Origin of the sequence: Variovorax sp. dw_308 (assembly GCF_019207085.1) — a bacterium.
Taxonomy (GTDB): domain Bacteria; phylum Pseudomonadota; class Gammaproteobacteria; order Burkholderiales; family Burkholderiaceae_C; genus Variovorax.
In genome coordinates this window covers 79,938-95,057 of the sequence record NZ_JAATOM010000007.1, presented here as the reverse complement: position 1 = coordinate 95,057, position 15,120 = coordinate 79,938, and the positions used below count along the sequence as shown (strand labels likewise).

Sequence of the window (15,120 nt, the reverse complement as noted above, 5' to 3'; positions counted from 1 at the left end):
CGCGGCGCTGAGAGGGGTGAAGATTTCGTAGCGAGGGCGCCGAGGTCGGGTGGAGGAGCGGAACCGCACTCTCGTGCGGTGAGCACCGCAGACCTGAGATCGGCGTCCGCAGTAGAAATATTCACCCCTCTCAGGCTTCGAGGCGCTCTTCGATGGCTGCCTTCGTGGCCGGCAGCTCCTTCGGCAGATGATGCGCGAGTTGCGCGAACAGCTCCTCATGCAGCTTCAGCTCGTCGCGCCAGGCCGACTTGTCGATGCTGGTCACGGTATTGAACTGCTCGGCGCTGAAGTCCAGGCCGGTCCAGCTCAGGTCCTGATAGCGCGGGCTGACGCCGAACACGTGTTCCTCGCCGTCGGCCTTCTGCTCGATGCGCTCGATCATCCATTTCAGCACGCGCATGTTCTCGCCGTAGCCGGGCCAGACGAACTTGCCGTCGGCGCCCTTGCGGAACCAGTTGGTGGTGTAGATCTTCGGCAGCTTGGCGCCGGCGGCGTCGAGCTTCTTGCCGAGGTCGAGCCAGTGCTGGAAGTAGTCGCTCATGTTGTAGCCCATGAAGGGCAGCATCGCGAACGGGTCGCGGCGCACCACGCCGGCCTGGCCGGTGGCGGCGGCGGTGGTTTCACTGCCCATGGTCGCGGCCATGTAGACGCCTTCGACCCAGCTGCGGGCCTCGGTGACCAGCGGCACGGTGGTGGAGCGGCGGCCGCCGAAGATGAAGGCGTCGATGGCCACGCCCTTCGGGTCGTCCCAGGCTTCGTCGAGCGCCGGGTTGTTGGTGGCGGCAACGGTGAAGCGCGCGTTCGGGTGCGCGGCCTTGGCGCCGGTTTCCTTGGCGATCTGCGGCGTCCAGTCCTTGCCCTGCCAGTCGATGGCGTGCGCGGGCGCGTCGCCCATGCCTTCCCACCAGACGTCGCCGTCGTCAGTGAGCGCGACGTTCGTGAAGATGGTGTCGCGCTCGACGCTGGCCATGCAGTTCGGATTGGTCAGCACATTGGTGCCCGGTGCCACGCCGAAGTAGCCGGCCTCGGGGTTGATCGCGCGCAGGCGGCCATCGGGCTGCGGCTTGATCCAGGCGATGTCGTCGCCGATGGTCGTGACCTTCCAGCCGTCCAGGCCCGCCGGCGGGATCAGCATCGCGAAATTGGTCTTGCCGCAGGCGCTGGGGAAGGCGGCGGCGACGTGGTACTTCTTGCCCTCGGGGTTGGTTACGCCGAGGATCAGCATGTGCTCGGCGAGCCAGCCTTCGTCGCGGCCCATGTTGGAGGCGATGCGCAGCGCGAAGCACTTCTTGCCCAGCAGCGCGTTGCCGCCGTAGCCGGAACCGTAGCTCCAGATCTCGCGCGTTTCCGGGTAGTGGACGATGTACTTGGTCTTGTTGCAGGGCCAGGCGACGTCCTTCTCGCCGGCTGCCAGCGGCGCACCGACGGTGTGGACGCAGGGGACGAAGTCGCCATTGACGCCGAGCACGTCGTAGACGGCCTTGCCCATGCGGGTCATGATCTTCATGTTGACCGCGACGTAGGGGCTGTCGGAGAGTTCGATGCCGATGTGCGCGATCGGCGAGCCCAGCGGGCCCATGCTGAAGGGCACCACGTACATGGTGCGGCCCTTCATGCAGCCGTCGAAGAGCGGGTGCAGCGTGTTGCGCATCTCCGCCGGGGCCATCCAGTTGTTGGTGGGGCCTGCGTTTTCCTTCTTTTCGGAGCAGATGTAGGTGCGGTCCTCGACGCGCGCCACGTCGCTCGGGTCGGACGAGGCGAGGTAGGAATTGGGCCGCTTGGCGGGGTTGAGCTTCTTGAAGGTGCCAGCGTCCACCAGTTGCTGGCAGAGGCGGTCGTACTCTTCAGTGCTGCCGTCGCACCAGTAGATGCGTTCGGGCTTGCACAGCGCGGCCATGTCGGCCACCCAGGCGATCAGCTTCGCGTTCTTGACATATTGGGGTGCTTGAATGGTGAGGCCATTCATCACGGGTGCGTTCATCGGAAATCTCCTGGTCTTTGAAAATCGTCTTTTCGAACGGACCTTGGCGCAGCGGTGCGCAAAGACCGTTGGAGAAAACGTTTTCTTCCGGAGCCCGGTATCGCATGGAGAAGCGAGGGGAGGGCGACGAGACGAGGCGGGCGCCTTGGAGGGCCGCCCGGCCGGCGCCTGCGTCAGGCCATGAAGACGGCGATGGATGCCAGCAACAGCATCAGCACGCCGCCCACGATCGGGAGGACGAGCGGCATCAGATGGACGATGGATTCGACGGCATCGTTTTCGACGATCGCGTCGTGACCCGGTTCGACGGGGGTAGGGGTGGACATCGGGGATACCTCAGGTTCGCAAAACTGGCGCACATTTTAGGGGCACGCTCCGACACATCATGTCAGGGTCCGCCCCCTGAAAATGTGCGACTTTTGGCCTATAGCCAAGGCAAGTGAAGTCCGCTCACGATGCGCGTCCGCCGCGCACAAGATGCGTCCAGCATCGCCTAACGTTGCTCTTCGGCGGCGAAACCGGCCGCATGAAGCGCGTCGAGCACCGATGCGAGATGGGGCCGCCCGCGGGTTTGCAACACCAGTTCGACGTCGACGTTCTGTGCTGCCAGCATGGTAAAGGCCCGCTGGTGGTGGACTTCGTCGATGTTGGCGCCCGCTTCGGCGACGGTCGCCGTGATGTGGGCCAGCGAGCCGGGGACGTCCCGTGCGCTCACCCGCACGCGGGCCAGGCGGCCGGCCCGCACCATGCCGCGCTCGATGATGGCGGCCAGCAGCAAGGGATCGATATTGCCGCCCGACAGCACCAGGCCGACCTTCTTGCCGCGGAAGCGCTCGGGGTGGCGCAGCAGGGCCGCGAGGCCCGCGGCACCGGCACCCTCGACCAGCGTCTTCTCGATTTCGAGCAGCATCAATACGGCCTGCTCGATGTCGCCCTCGTCGACCAGCAGCAGGTCATCCACCAGGTTCTTGATGATTTCGCGGGTCAGCACGCCCGGTGTTCCGACGGCGATGCCCTCGGCGATCGTGCTGTTGCCCATCGGGTGCTGCGTGCCCTTGATGGCGTTGACCATCGCCGGGAATCGCGTCGTCTGCACGCCGACGATCTCGATGCCCCGTTTGCGCGCGCGCGCCGCGACCGCCATGCCGGCGATGAGCCCGCCGCCGCCGACCGACACCACCAGTGTGTCGAGTTCGGGCACCGCATCGAGCATTTCGAGCGCCACCGTGCCTTGGCCGGCGATGATGGCCTCGTCGTCATAGGGATGCACGAAGCTCAGGCCCTCGCGCTCGGCCAGCTCGAACGCATGGGCGCGAGCGCCTTCCAGCGTGTCGCCGTGCAACACCACCTCCGCGCCGAAGCCGCGCGTGCGCTCGATCTTCACGCCGGGCGTGAAGCGCGGCATCACGATCAGCGCACGCAGGCCCAGCCGCTGCGCGTGATAGGCCACGCCCTGCGCGTGATTGCCGGCCGACATCGCAATGACGCCGCGCACGCCGCTTTCCGACAAATCCACCAGCTTGTTGCAGGCCCCGCGTTCCTTGAAGGACGCCGTGAACTGCAAGTTCTCGAACTTGAGGAACACCTGCGCCCCCACGATTTCAGAGAGCGTGCGCGATTCCACGCAGGGGGTGTCGAGCAATTGCCCGCGCAGTCGGGTGGCCGCCTTGGCGATCTGTTCAATTTCAACCATGTCTGGAATTGTGGACGGATTCGTAACATCAGGGTTTTTACTGTTCCCATTTCTTCCCGAACCTAAAACTCTGCGTTATGGTCGCGCTGAGTCGGCTCTTGGAGAAGGGTAGTCCCGCATGGTCAAGCGTTCCGGTGTGGATGAGGTGGCGGCTGCATCGCGCAGCCAGGCCGTGCCTTCGCCTGGACTCAAGGGCGCGCCGGTGCTGGAACTCATGTGTTCGCATTTCGTGCTGACGCTGGCGGCCAAGCAGGGACCGCGCTTCAACGTGCGGCGCGACCTCAACGGCCTGCTCTCCCTGACGGGCCGTCATCTCGTCTGGCCGACGGCCGTGCTGCAGCGGCTGCGCGAATTCCTCGGTCGGCGTTGCGCGGGCAACGAGATCTGGAAGGGCGTCGAGGTGCTCGACAGCCGCACATTGCTGGAGCGCCACGGCGTCTGGCGCGGGCCCTATGAAGAAGGCACGCTGTTCTTCTACCTCGACGAGTACGCGAAGGACCAGCCGAAGGACCTGCTCTCGGTGTTGTCGGCCACGCGCGACTGGCTCACGCATGCGCTGCGCAAGCAGTCGACGCTGGTCGAGAAGAACATCGATGCGCTGGCCGGCCTGCTGCTGCTGAACAAGGCCGAGCGTGCGCTGCTGCTCTACGGCACGCTGGCGCGCTACCAGCGCGACCTGCGTTCGCTGCTGGTGGAATTCAAGGTCAACAATGCGCCCGAGGCCTATGCCGCCATCGCCGAAGTGGCGGGCGTCAATGCGAGCGAGGTGGGCGAGGCCCTGCGCGCCGGCTCGCGCCTGGAGCGCATCGGCCTGGTCGAGAACCTCATCTCCGAACACAACATCACCGACCTGGCCGACCTGATGAAGGTCAGCGAGAAGCTGCCGCCCGTGCTGATGCGCGAGTACCGCGACCAGAATGAATTGATGGCGGTGTTCACGCGGCCGTCGACCAAGAGCGCGCTGGGGGTCGACGATTTTTCCTTCGTGGCCGACGAGGCGCAGATGCTGGTCACCTTGCTGCGCGCCGCGGTGGCGCGCAAGGAGCCGGGCGTCAACGTGCTGCTCTACGGGCCGCCCGGCACCGGCAAGACGGAATTGGCCAAGGTGGCGGCGCAAGCCGCCGGGCTGGAGCTGTTCGAGGTCGAGTACGCCGACCGCGACGGCAATTCATTGAGCGGTCGCGACCGCTATCGCTCGCTGCAGATCGCGCAGGTCTTCCTCAAGGGCAGTGCGCAGGCCGCCCTGCTGTTCGACGAAGTCGAGGACGTGTTCCCGCCGATCAGCACCGAGGCCGCGCAATACATGGCGCGCGCCGAGCAGATCTCCGCGCCGACCAGCGGCAGCGTCAGCGGCAAGGCCTGGGTCAACCAGATCCTCGAATCGAACGCGGTGCCCACGCTGTGGGTGACCAACCGCATCGAGCAGATCGACCCGGCATTCCGGCGCCGGTTTGCCTACCACCTCGAGCTCAAGTCGCCGCCGCCCGGCGCACGCGAGCAACTGGTGCGCAAGACGCTTGAAGGCATTCCGGTGTCCGAGGCCTTCACTGCCAAGCTGGCCGAGCGCAAGGGCCTGACGCCTGCGCAGATCCGCACGGCGGCGCGCTTCGCGGAACTGGCCAAGACCGACGAGGTGACGGTCGAATCGCTCATCGAGCGGCAGCTCAAGAACGCGGACCTGGCGCTGGGCACCGGCGAAACGGGGCATGGCGAAAGGCGCAGCGTCACCACCTACGACCTCGACATGCTCAATGTCGAGACCCGCTTCGAGATCCCGCGCATCGTCGAGGCGGTGAAGGCGCGCGGCCACGGCACGTTGTGCTTCTACGGCGCGCCGGGCACCGGCAAGACCGCGCTGGCCGAGCACATGGCGCGCGCCATCGGCCGGCCGCTCATCATCAAGCAGGCCAGCGACCTGATGAGCAAGTACGTCGGTGAGACCGAGCAGAACATGGCCGCCATGTTCAAGGAGGCCGAGGCCGAGAAGGCCGTGCTGCTGCTCGACGAGGCCGACTCGTTCCTGCAAGACCGCCGCGGCGCGCAGCGCACCTACGAGGTCACCGAAGTCAACGAGATGCTGCAGGGCATGGAGCGTTTCAACGGGGTGTTCGTCTGCACCACCAACCTGCTCGACCGGCTCGACCAGGCGGCGCTGCGGCGCTTCACCTTCAAGATCAAGTTCATGCCGCTGACGGCGGCGCAGCGCGAACGCATGTTCGTCGTGGAAGCGCTGGCCGGCGATACGGCGCTCCTGACCGGCGAATTGCGTGCGCGGCTCGCAAGGCTCGACCAGCTCTGCCCTGGCGATTTCGCGGCGGTCAAACGCCAGACCGATATCCTCGCAACCGAATTTTCCGCGTCCGAATTCCTCGACCAACTCGAAGCAGAACATCGGATTAAGCCGGAAGTGCGCGAATCGCGCGGCATGGGCTTCGTCCAGTAGTTGCCAGAGAATATTTTTTCAGAATCAGGCGTCTTTGACGGCGCTGGGGCCTGAAAGCTAATTCTTTCGAGTCATTGCTAACTTTCGTTAATTGCTAGGCTGTGTCCCTCGGATGGGAAGGACCTGGCAAATGAAGCGGCAAGTTCGATGGTGCGCGGGATTCATCGGTGCACTCGTCCTGGGTGGATGTGGTGGCGGTGCCGGTGGAGGAGGCGGCGTCCTGCCGATCCCGGCACTGGCCGCGACGTCCGGCGCCACTGCCAAGGACGAGATCGTCGCGTCGTCCACCGTGGCGGGGCGTTGTGCGGCGCCGCGCCAGGGCATCGATCCCGACACCGGTGCTACCTACCCTGACGTCCCGGGCACGACCAGCGACGAAAAGCGCTGGCTTCGCGGCTGGACCGACGAGACCTACCTCTGGTACGAGGAGGTGCCCCGCAATCTGGTGGCCGCCAACTACGCGACGCCCATCGACTACTTCGCGGTGCTGAAGACATCGGCGACCGCGCCCTCGGGCCGGCCCAAGGACCGCTTCCACTTCACCTACGACACGGCCGCCTATCGCCAAGTCGCCAGCACGGGCGTGGCGACCGCAAGCTACGGGATGGAGTTGGCGTTCCTCAGCGCCGCGCCGCCCCGCGACGTGCGCGTGGCCTCGGCGGAGCCCGGCACGCCGGCAGGCTCCGCCGGCATCGGGCGTGGCGCGAAGGTGCTGGAGATCGACGGCGTCGACGTGGTCAACGGGAGCGACGTCGCCGCGCTCAATGCGGGCCTGGCGCCCGTCGCGGCGGGCGAGCGGCACCTGTTCAAGCTGGCCCGGCCGGACGGCAGCACCGTCGTTGCGTCGCTCGTCGCGGCCGGCGTGCGCAGCAGCCCGACCGTGAGCGCCAGGACGATCGACGTCGGTGGACACCCCGTGGGCTACCTCCTTTTCAACGACCACAACGAGGCGGCCGAAGCGCAACTGATCGCGGCGATCCGTCAGTTCAAGGACAACGGCATCGGCGACCTGGTGATCGACCTGCGCTACAACGGCGGCGGCCTGCTCTCCATCGCGAGCCAGTTGGCCTACATGGTGGCCACGCCCGCGGCCACCCAGGACACGACCTTCGAATTGCTGCAGTTCAACGGCAAGAACCCGTTCCAGCTCTCCGAAGACCAGACCCGCGTGCCCTTCTATGGCAGCACGCGCGGCTACTCGACGACGCCCGGCCAGCCGCTGCCGCAACTGGGCCTCTCCCGCGTGACGATGCTGACTGGGCCGGACACCTGCTCGGCCAGCGAGTCCATCATCAACTCGCTGCGCGGCGTGGGTGTCAGCGTCAACCTCGTCGGCGGCGCCACCTGCGGCAAGCCCTATGGCTACTTCCCGCAAGACAACTGCGGCACCACCTACTTCACCATCCAGTTCAAGGGTGTGAACCAGCAGGGCTTCGGCGACTACAGCGACGGCTTCGCGCCCAACTGCGTGGTGGCGGACGACCTCACCCACGACCTGGGCGACCCGGCCGAGGGCCGCCTGGCCGCCGCGCTCATGATGCTGCGCGGCGGCGCCTGTCCGACCGCTGCGAAGACGGCCATCCAGCTCGAAAAGGCGGCCAGCGGTGCGACGCCCACCCTGTGGCGCACCCCAATTCGCGAAAACCGACTGATCGACACGTTGAAGAGATAGTCAAGACGGCATCGACGCTGTTAGGCTCTCCCGCAAATTTCCGGGAGGGCGAGGCAGTGAGGCTGAACATGCGTTGGGGTGCCGGGGTCGTTGCCGGCTTGGCGTTGACCGCCTGTGGTGGCGGTGGTGGCGGTGGTGGTGCAGGGGGCGGCAATCTCGCCGCGCTGGCATTGATGCAGGCGCCGGCAACGGCGCCGTCGGAGCCCATCGCCGCGTCTTCCACGGTGGCGGACCGATGCGCGGCGCCGCGCATCGGCACCGACCCCGCGACCGGCACTCCGTTCCGCGACCGCGCCGGCACGCTCGATGACGAGAAGCATTGGGTCCGCAGCTGGATCGACGAGACCTACCTCTGGTTCGACGAGGTGCCGGGTGGGTTGCTGGCCAGTGCCTATGCCACGCCGGTCGACTACTTCAACGTGCTGAAGACGCCCCGGAAGACCGCGACCGGCCACGACAAGGACCGCTTCCACTTCACCGAGGACACGGCCGAATACCTCAACCTTTCGGCCGGCTTGTCGGTCGGCTACGGCATGGAACTGGCCTTCCTGCAGCGCACGAGTCCGCGCGACGTGCGCGTGGCTTACCTCGAGCCGGACTCGCCCGCGGCGCTGGCTGGCGTCAGCCGGGGCATGAAGTTGCTGGAGGTCGACGGCGTCGACGTGGTCAATGGCACGGACACGGCAAGGCTCAACGCAGGCCTGTCGCCCGCGAATGCCGGCGAATTGCACTCCTTCAAGCTGGGCCTGCTCGACGGCGGCACGCGCACCGTCACGCTGGCTTCGGCCAACATTACGCAGTCGCCGGTGCAGAACGTGAAGACCTTCGACACCGCGAAGGGCCGAGTCGGTTACTTCCAGTTCAACGACCACAACGGGCCGTCCGAGGTCCAGCTGATCGCCGCGGTCAATGCGCTCAACGGCGCCGGCGCGAAGGACCTGGTGCTGGACATGCGCTACAACGGCGGCGGCATGCTGAGCATCGCGAGCGAACTGGCCTACATGGTGGCCTCGGGCGATGCCACCGTCGGCAAGACCTTCGAGCGGCTGGAGTTCAACAGCAAGAACCCGTTCCGACTGACGCCGGCCCAGGCCAGCATCCCTTTCTACGCCTATGCGCAGGGCTATTCGGCGCCGACGTACCAGGCGCTGCCGCAACTGGGGCTGAAGGAGGTCACGGTCCTCACCGGGCCGGACACCTGCTCGGCCAGCGAGTCGGTGGTGAACGGACTGCGCGGCATCGGCGTGAAGGTCAACCTCATCGGCGGAGCCACCTGCGGCAAGCCGTATGCGTTCGTGCCTGAGGACAACTGCGGAACGACCTACTTCGCGATCCAGTTCAAGGGCGTGAACCAGCAAGGCTTCGGCGACTATGGCGATGGCTTCCAGCCGGACTGCTTCGTGGCCGACGATTTCAGCCACGCGCTGGGCGAGCCGGCCGAGGCCCTGCTGGCGACGGCGCTTGCGGGCCAATGCCCCAACAACGGCATGCCCAAGTCCGAGGCGGCGCGGCAGAAGGCCGATGCGAAGGCCTGGGAGCCGCTGTTGAATCGCTCGCCCTCGCGCGGCAACCGGATCATCACGAACCTGGGTCGACAGCCCTCCTGGCGAGGCTGGCCAGAGCTAGAAAGCGGCGCTGACCCGCAGCACATCGGCGCCATAGGCTTCCAGCTTCTTGGCGCCGATGCCGCTGATGCCCTGCAGGTCTTCCAGCGTGCCCGGCGCGCGCTGCGCGATGGCGGCGAGCGTGGCGTCGTGGAAGATCACGTAGGCGGGCAGGTTGTGCTCGCGGGCCACTTCGGCGCGCCAGGCCTTGAGCGCCGTGAAGCGTGCCTGCCCGACGGCGTCGAGCGAGGCGGCGGCGGGTGATGCAGTGCCGCGCGCGCTCTTCTCGCGCCGGGTCTTGCGTGGCGTGGGCGAGGTCACCGATTCGCGCAGCGCCACGCGGGCCTCGCCCTTGAGCACCGCGCGCGAGCCGTCGGTGAGCTTCAGCGTGTTGAAGGCCTCAGCGTCCACCGCCAGCGCGCCGATCGCGATCAGTTGCCGCAGCACGCCGCGCAACTGCGCCTCGCTGAACTCGCTGCCGATGCCGAAGGTGCTGATGCGCTCGTGGCCGAACTGCTTGACCTTCTCGGTCTCCTTGCCGCGCAGGATGTCCATGACGTGGCCGGCGCCGAAGCTGATGCCGCTTTGCTGCTGCACGCGATAGACGGTGCTGAGCAGCTTGCGTGCGGCGTCGGTGCCGTCCCAGAGCTCGGGGGGTGTCAGGCAGTTGTCGCAATTGCCGCAGGGCTTGCTCTGTTCGCCGAAGTAGGCGAGCAAGCGAACGCGCCGGCAATCGCTGGCCTCGGCCAGTGACAGCAGCGCGTCGAGCTTGCCGCGCATGACCTTCTTGAAATCCTCGCCGGCAGGGCTCTCGTCGATCATGCGGCGCTGGTTCACCACGTCCTGCAGGCCGTACACCATCCAGGCGTCGGCCGGCTCGCCGTCACGGCCGCCGCGGCCGGTTTCCTGGTAGTAGCCCTCGATGTTCTTCGGCATGTCGAGGTGGGCGACGAAGCGCACGTCGGGCTTGTCGATGCCCATGCCGAAGGCGATGGTCGCGACCATCACGATGCTCTCCTCGCGCAGGAAGCGGTTCTGGTGCTTCTGCCGGACCGAGGCGTCCAGGCCGGCGTGGTAGGGCAGGGCGTTGATGCCCGCATCCTGCAGCGCCAGGGCAACGTCTTCCACGCGCTTGCGCGACTGGCAATAGACCACGCCCGCATCGCCCTCGTGCTCGCGTTCGATGAAGCGCAGCAACTGCGTGGTCGCGTCCTTCTTCTCGACGATGGTGTAGCGGATGTTGGGGCGGTCGAAGCTCGAGACGAATTGACGGGCCTCTTCCAGTTGCAGGCGCTCGACGATATCGGCGCGCGTCAGCGCATCGGCGGTGGCGGTGAGCGCGATGCGCGGCACGCCGGCATAGCGTTCGTGCAGCACGGTGAGCGCGCGGTATTCCGGCCGGAAGTCGTGGCCCCACTGACTCACGCAATGCGCCTCGTCGATGGCGAACAGGCTGAGCTTGTTGCGTGCAGCCAGGCCGTCGAGCAGTTCGAGGAAGCGCGGCGTGGTCACGCGCTCGGGCGCGGCGTAGAGCAGGGTGATCTCGGCGCGGGCCACGCGGCGCTCGACGTCCTGGGTCTCGGCCCAGTCCAGCGTGGAATTGAGGAAGGCCGCGTTGACGCCGGCCTCGTGCAGGGCGCCGACCTGGTCGTGCATCAGCGCGATCAGCGGCGACACGACGATGGCCACGCCCTGGCCCGCCCGCTGCCGCGCGATGGCCGGGACCTGGTAGCAGAGCGACTTGCCCCCGCCCGTGGGCATCAGCACCAGCGCGTCGCCGCCGCCGACGACGTGGTCGACGATGGCCTCCTGCGGACCGCGGAAGGCGGTGTAGCCGAAGACCTCGAGGAGGATCTCCAGCGGGTCGGTGGCGGCGGTGGTCAAGGGCAAGGCGGACAAGGTGCGGCGGCGGGCTTGGAAAGTGGGGCGCACCTCCCCGGCACGCAAGGTCCCGATTGTCTCAGCCTTGCGGCGTCGCCAGCATCAGGCGGGTCGAAACGTGACTTCCTGTCCTTCAGGGTCGATTGCGCGCCGGCACGCGGCTTTCCAGCGCGGCAGGTGTGTAGCCCGGGTCGAAGCTGCAACCTGCGCCGAACCTGGCTTCGTTGGCAGGGCAGGCCGCGGCAATGCTGGCGGGTGTCGGCTTGGCGCCCTGTTCGATCCATGCCAGCAGAGCCGTCACCAGCGTCGGATAGGTCGGGCTGCTGATGTAGCTGTGCGTGCCCTGCGTGGTGAAGGTCTGCACCAGGCGCTCGCCGCTGCCGCCGCGGTCCATCACCGACTTGAAGTACGAGTCGAGTTCGACGAAGGCCGTGGGGTCGCTGATCCACTTGACCGCGAGCACCGGCACGGGGATCTTGCCGGTCGGGTCGGTGTCCGCGGCAAAGCGCTGGTAGGCGGCCGGGTCGGCGCTGTAACGGGCCACGCCGGCATTGAGGGCTGCGTCGTCGGGCGAGCCTGCGTACGTCACGCCCATGTTGCCGAAGGGGCTCGCGCCGCCGGTGCGCTTGCTGCTGATGTCCTGGTAGTGGAAGGTGGCCCAGCTCATGTGCGAGTGGATCGCGCTGGCCGGGATCCTGATGACCTTCTCGATGGTCTGCACGCGCGCTTGCTGCTCGGGCGTGCGGTTGGCGGCGGGCTTGTCGAGGGCCAGGCATTCGTTGACACGGGCGCTGAGGTCGGCCTGTGTCATCTTCGCGCCGGCCGGCAGGCCCAGGTTCAGCGGGTACTGCGTTTCGGCCGGGCGCGGATGGTTGTGGCAGAGGGACTGGTAGACCACGCGCAGGTCGGTGCGGAAATCGTAGGAGCGGCTGCCGCCGGCCAGCACGCCGCTCGACAGCAGCACGCCGTCGTACGGTGTCTCGCCGACCGTCTGCGCGGTGAACATCCCGGCGGCCTTGGCTGCCACGCCGGCGCCCCAGGACTGCCCGTGCAGGATCGTGCGGGTGGGCTTGCCGACGTACCGGCGGAAGATGCCGCGCAGGCGCTCCGTGTCCTCGGCGGCGGCGCGGACCGCGACACCGCCCTGGCGGAAGGTGGAGCCGGCCCAGGCATAGCCGGCGTCCACCATGACGGCCCAGCGCGTCAGGTCTTCGGCCGCGCGCTGGGCCGAGGGGGCTTCCAGGTTCGGCCCGCCGTGCGCGTGCAGCACGAGCACGCCGTTCCAGTTGGCCGGCTTGGCGATGAGGTAGATGGCCCCCCTCGAATCGACACCCGTGAGGCAGCTTGCGGCGGCGGGCACGGCAGGCGGGCAGGCAGTGGGCCGCGGGGGTGTCTCCGTCGCCTCGGGCATGGTGGAGGCAAGCGCCGGTCCGATCGGCGCGCCGTTGTTGCTCGAAGTTCCTGCGCATCCGCCGAGCGCCGCGAGGATGGCGACGGCCAGCGTGGCCAGCTTGAAAGTTGCCTGCATGTCCATGTCTCTCCGAGTCTTGTCGTGGGGCTGCCGATGGGGGGAGGGTCAAGCAAGTATTGCAAAGATGCCCATGAGCCTGTTCGCCGGCTTGGCCTCGGAAAGTTCTTCGGCCGATCGGCCTCGGCGGGCGTCATGCATGCGCCGGCCTGCGCCCCTGGCACGGCCTTTGCGCATGAACCATGACCCGCTTGGCAGCAACTTGTATAGACAGCATAATGGTGCATCCCTCCAAGAGAACTGCACCGTCAGTGCACACAGGGTTCACCCTGTATAGACAAGTTGGTGCATCCAGCCACAATCCGCTCACCTTCCAGCCAGACCCCAGGAGTTTTCATGGTCCAAACGATTTTCAAACTTGCCACAGTTCTTGCGGCCGGCCTCTGCGCCGTGGGCGCCGCGCAGGCGCAGGACGTCACCAAGATCGCGCTCGGCATGTCGGGCTGGACGGGCTTTGCGCCGCTCACGCTGGCCGACAAGGCCGGCATCTTCAAGAAGAACGGGCTGGACGTGGACCTCAAGATGATTCCGCAGAAGGACCGCCACCTGGCGCTGGCATCCGACGCGATCCAGTGCGCCGCGACCACCGTGGAAACGCATGTCGCCTGGAACGCCAACGGCGTGCCGATCGTGCAGATCTTCCAGATGGACAAGTCCTACGGCGCCGACGGCCTGGCCGTGCGCAACGACGTCAAGACCTTCGCCGACCTGAAGGGCAAGGCCATCGGCGTCAGCGCGCCCGGGACTTCGCCGTACTTCGGCCTGGCCTGGATGCTGAGCAGGAACGGCATGACGCTGAAAGACGTGAAGCTCGTTTCGCTGGAGCCGCAACCCGCCGCCACCGCCTTCGTCGCCGGGCAGAACGATGCTGCGATGACCTATGAGCCCTATCTCTCGACGATCCGCAGCAATCCCGAGGCCGGCAAGATCCTCGCGACCACGCTCGACTACCCGATGGTGATGGACACGGTGGGCTGCGCGCCGACCTGGCTCAAGGCCAACCCCAAGGCGGCGCAGGCGCTGACCAATTCGTACTTCGAGGCGCTGGAGATGATCAAGGCCGATCCGGCCAAGGCCAACGAGGTCATGGGCTCGGCCGTCAAGCAAAGCGGCGAGCAGTTCGCCAAATCGTCGGCCTACCTGCGCTGGCAGGACAAGGCGGCGAACCAGAAGTTCTTCGCGGGCGAGATCACGAGCTTCATGAAGGATGCCGAGAAGATCCTGCTGGAGGCCGGCGTGATCCGCAAGGCGCCGGAGAACCTGGCGGTGACATTCGACGCCAGCTACATCAAATAAGGAAGCCGCGAGCATTTCTACTGCGGCCACCGATCTCGAGCCTGCGGTGCTCGACGCACGAGAGTGCGTCTCCGCTCCGCGAACCGGCCTCCCGGCAGGCGCCCTCGCTACGAAATCCTCACGACTTCCTGTCGCCCGATGAATACCTCCACCGCCATGAAGCCATCCGTTCAGGTGCCCGGCTCCGTCATCGCTCCGCGCCGACGTCGGCCAGTGGCGCCCCTCGAGCCGGTGAGCCCACGCGCACGCTGGCTGCTCGGCGTCGGCTTCTTCGTGCTTTTCGTCGCGCTCTGGGCCGCGGCCACGCTGGGCGGCTTCGTCAAGCCGACCTTCCTCGCGAGCCCCGTGACGATGGTGAAGGAGGGCTGGCTGCTCTTCGCCGAATACAACTTCGTCCACGACATCGGCATGACGGTGTGGCGGGTGTTCGGCGGCTTCGTGCTGGCGTCGGTCATCGCGGTGCCGCTCGGCATTGCGATGGGGGCGTGGAAGCCGGTGGAGGCCTTCTTCGAGCCCTTCGTTTCCTTCTGCCGCTACCTGCCGGCGTCGGCCTTCATTCCGTTGCTGATCCTGTGGGCCGGCATCGGCGAGGCGCAGAAGCTGCTGGTCATCTTCATCGGCTCGGTGTTCCAGATCATCCTGATGGTGGCCGTGATCGTCGGTGGTGCGCGCAAGGACCTGGTCGAGGCGGCATATACGCTGGGCGCGAACGGCAGCGGCATCGTCAAGCGCGTGCTGATTCCGGGCGCGGCGCCGGGGATCGCGGAGACCTTGCGGCTGGTGCTGGGCTGGGCCTGGACCTATGTGATCGTGGCGGAGCTGATCGGCTCGTCGTCGGGCATCGGGCACATGATCACGGACAGCCAGGCGCTGCTGAACACCGGGCAGATCATCTTCGGGATCATCGTGATCGGGATCATCGGGCTGGTCTCGGACTTCGCCTTCAAGGCGCTGAACCGCCGCCTCTTCGCCTGGAGCACGATATGAACCCGCTTCACTCCCTCTCCCGCGAGCGGGAGAGG

9 protein-coding genes and 1 pseudogene are annotated in these 15,120 nt (G+C 66.8%); 5 read left to right on the top strand and 5 right to left on the bottom strand.

What is annotated here, in order from left to right:
- Positions 1-130: 130 nt before the first annotated feature.
- From HCU76_RS16270 to HCU76_RS16260, 3 genes are all read right to left on the bottom strand, one after another.
- Positions 131-1,981, bottom strand: a complete 1,851-nt coding sequence (locus tag HCU76_RS16270) for a phosphoenolpyruvate carboxykinase (GTP) (protein WP_218509995.1) — start codon at positions 1,979-1,981, stop codon at positions 131-133.
- Between the two features lie 173 nt (positions 1,982-2,154).
- Complete coding sequence (locus HCU76_RS16265; RefSeq protein WP_218509994.1) at positions 2,155-2,307, bottom strand: hypothetical protein; 153 nt, start codon at positions 2,305-2,307, stop codon at positions 2,155-2,157.
- 167 nt (positions 2,308-2,474) lie between these two features.
- Positions 2,475-3,674, bottom strand: a complete 1,200-nt coding sequence (locus tag HCU76_RS16260) for a threonine ammonia-lyase (RefSeq protein ID WP_218509993.1) — start codon at positions 3,672-3,674, stop codon at positions 2,475-2,477.
- A gap of 118 nt (positions 3,675-3,792) precedes the next feature.
- On the opposite strand from HCU76_RS16260, the gene HCU76_RS16255 reads away from it, so the two are divergent.
- The 3 genes and pseudogenes from HCU76_RS16255 to HCU76_RS16245 form a co-directional block, all read left to right on the top strand.
- A complete protein-coding gene (locus HCU76_RS16255; RefSeq protein ID WP_218509992.1) occupies positions 3,793-6,117 on the top strand; it encodes an ATP-binding protein in 2,325 nt (774 codons plus the stop codon).
- Between the two features lie 130 nt (positions 6,118-6,247).
- Positions 6,248-7,789 (top strand): S41 family peptidase, encoded by a 1,542-nt coding sequence (locus HCU76_RS16250; RefSeq protein WP_256354225.1) that lies wholly within the window; start codon positions 6,248-6,250, stop codon positions 7,787-7,789.
- Between the two features lie 68 nt (positions 7,790-7,857).
- Positions 7,858-9,060 (top strand): annotated as a pseudogene (locus HCU76_RS16245) (S41 family peptidase); the annotation flags it as partial.
- A gap of 351 nt (positions 9,061-9,411) precedes the next feature.
- Here HCU76_RS16245 and recQ read toward each other — a convergent pair.
- Together recQ and HCU76_RS16235 are read right to left on the bottom strand one after the other, a co-directional pair.
- On the bottom strand, positions 9,412-11,292 hold the full coding sequence (gene recQ, locus HCU76_RS16240) for a DNA helicase RecQ (protein WP_256354224.1): 1,881 nt from the start codon (positions 11,290-11,292) through the stop codon (positions 9,412-9,414).
- 115 nt (positions 11,293-11,407) lie between these two features.
- Positions 11,408-12,808: a hypothetical protein gene (locus tag HCU76_RS16235; protein WP_371319838.1), complete on the bottom strand. Its 1,401-nt coding sequence runs from the start codon at positions 12,806-12,808 to the stop codon at positions 11,408-11,410.
- Positions 12,809-13,138: 330 nt separating this feature from the next.
- Here HCU76_RS16235 and HCU76_RS16230 point away from each other — a divergent pair, with 330 nt between their 5' ends.
- Together HCU76_RS16230 and HCU76_RS16225 are read left to right on the top strand one after the other, a co-directional pair.
- The gene (locus tag HCU76_RS16230) at positions 13,139-14,098 is read left to right on the top strand and encodes an ABC transporter substrate-binding protein (protein ID WP_218509990.1); all 960 of its coding nucleotides are present in this window, start codon (positions 13,139-13,141) and stop codon (positions 14,096-14,098) included.
- 138 nt (positions 14,099-14,236) lie between these two features.
- Positions 14,237-15,085 carry an ABC transporter permease gene (locus tag HCU76_RS16225; RefSeq protein ID WP_218509989.1) on the top strand — a complete coding sequence of 283 codons (849 nt, stop codon included), beginning with the start codon at positions 14,237-14,239 and terminating at the stop codon, positions 15,083-15,085.
- The last annotated feature ends 35 nt before the right edge of the window (positions 15,086-15,120 follow it).

Coding starts and splice junctions, on each gene's coding strand:
- HCU76_RS16225 (WP_218509989.1), top strand. CDS start 14,237: ATGAATACCTCCACCGCCATGAAGCCATCCGTTCAGGTGCCCGGCTCC.
- HCU76_RS16265 (WP_218509994.1), bottom strand. CDS start 2,307: ATGTCCACCCCTACCCCCGTCGAACCGGGTCACGACGCGATCGTCGAA.
- HCU76_RS16270 (WP_218509995.1), bottom strand. CDS start 1,981: ATGAACGCACCCGTGATGAATGGCCTCACCATTCAAGCACCCCAATAT.
- HCU76_RS16235 (WP_371319838.1), bottom strand. CDS start 12,808: ATGGACATGCAGGCAACTTTCAAGCTGGCCACGCTGGCCGTCGCCATC.
- HCU76_RS16255 (WP_218509992.1), top strand. CDS start 3,793: ATGGTCAAGCGTTCCGGTGTGGATGAGGTGGCGGCTGCATCGCGCAGC.
- HCU76_RS16250 (WP_256354225.1), top strand. CDS start 6,248: ATGAAGCGGCAAGTTCGATGGTGCGCGGGATTCATCGGTGCACTCGTC.
- HCU76_RS16260 (WP_218509993.1), bottom strand. CDS start 3,674: ATGGTTGAAATTGAACAGATCGCCAAGGCGGCCACCCGACTGCGCGGG.
- HCU76_RS16230 (WP_218509990.1), top strand. CDS start 13,139: ATGGTCCAAACGATTTTCAAACTTGCCACAGTTCTTGCGGCCGGCCTC.